Source organism: Streptomyces sp. NPDC054956 (genome assembly GCF_053609185.1).
Window position 1 is genome coordinate 1 of sequence record NZ_JBSGXB010000646.1, and the last position, 1,258, is coordinate 1,258.

At 81.0% G+C, this 1,258-nt stretch carries 1 pseudogene; it reads left to right on the forward strand.

Annotated elements, in window-relative coordinates:
* Positions 1-151: 151 nt before the first annotated feature.
* Positions 152-1,258 (forward strand): annotated as a pseudogene (locus ACWGDE_RS39035) (hypothetical protein); the annotation flags it as partial.

Below are 1,258 nucleotides of genomic sequence, written 5' to 3' on the forward strand. Positions count from 1 at the left end.
GATCCACCCCGGCGCGGGGCCGGCGGCGCCCCCGCCGCGCGACCCGTCGGGGACGCCCGGCCCGGCGCCGGCGTCCGACCCGGCCCCGGCGTCCGGCGCGGCGTCCGGTCCGGAGCCCGGCTCCGTGCCCGTTTCGGCCCCGGTCGTGGCCGTGCAGCGTCATCGGGCGGAGCCCGCGGAGGAGTCGGTGCCGGCGGGCGGAGCCACGGCCGCGCCGGAGCTGCTCCCGGTGGTACGGCCGGGCCGCGGACCGAACCTGACGGTGGCTCCGCCGCCGGATCTGCCGCCGCGTGTCCTCGCGGCCCAGCGCCTGCCGGAGCCCCCGACGGCCGACCTGCCCGTACAGCGGCTGGACGTCGCGGGTTCCGCTCCGGTGGAGCCTTCGGTGGCCCCGGAGTGGCCGGAGGCCTCGGGGGCCGAGCAGGCGGGGCCGGCGTCTCCCTCGGCCGCTTCGGGCGAGGCTGCTTCCGCCCGGGCGGCATCCCCTTCGGGGACGGACACGGCGTCCGGCGGACTGCCCGTACGTGGCCCGGACGCCGCGTCGAGCGGCCTGCCCGTGCAACGCCTGGCGCCGCCGCAGGGCCTGCCCGTCGGCTCGGGGGACGGCGTCGCGCAGCGCGACGCGTCCTCGCGAGGCCTGCCGTTGCAGCGGCTGGACACCTCCACATCGCCCGGGCCCCCCGTGCCGCCCGTACGAGGTCCGGACGCGCCGATCGCACGGCCCGGGGATGTTGCCGCGCCCCGGGACGCGTCGGCTTCGTCGGCGGACTCCGCGCCGAGCGGGCTGCCCGTGCAGCGCCTCGGCGCGCCGGTCGCCCCGGAGGCGGGGGCCCGAGGCCCGCTCGCCGCGCCGGGAGGTACCGCTCCGCCGGTGGCTCCTCCGGCGGGCGGACTGCCCGTACAACGCCTGGACGCGGGCGGCGCCCCGCAGAGCCCTCCCGCCCTCCCGGGGGCCGCCGGTGCGCCCCGGGCGGACTCTCCGCCGAGTGGTCTGTCCTCGCAGCGGCTGGACTCCCCGGCGGCGCAGGACCCGTCCGGTTCCTCGGGGCCCGAGGCTCCGCCCGCTGCACCGTCTCCCTCTCCGCCGAGCGGGTTGCCCGCGCTGTGGCCCGACGCACCGCTGACGGCGCAGAGCCTGCCCGTCGTCTCCAGGGAGGCCGGTCCGCCGAGCGGGCTGCCCGTGCAGCGGCTCGACGCGCCAGTGGCCGGTTCGGCTGCGGCTCAGGGCCTGCCCGAGGCCTCGGGGGGCGCCGGACGG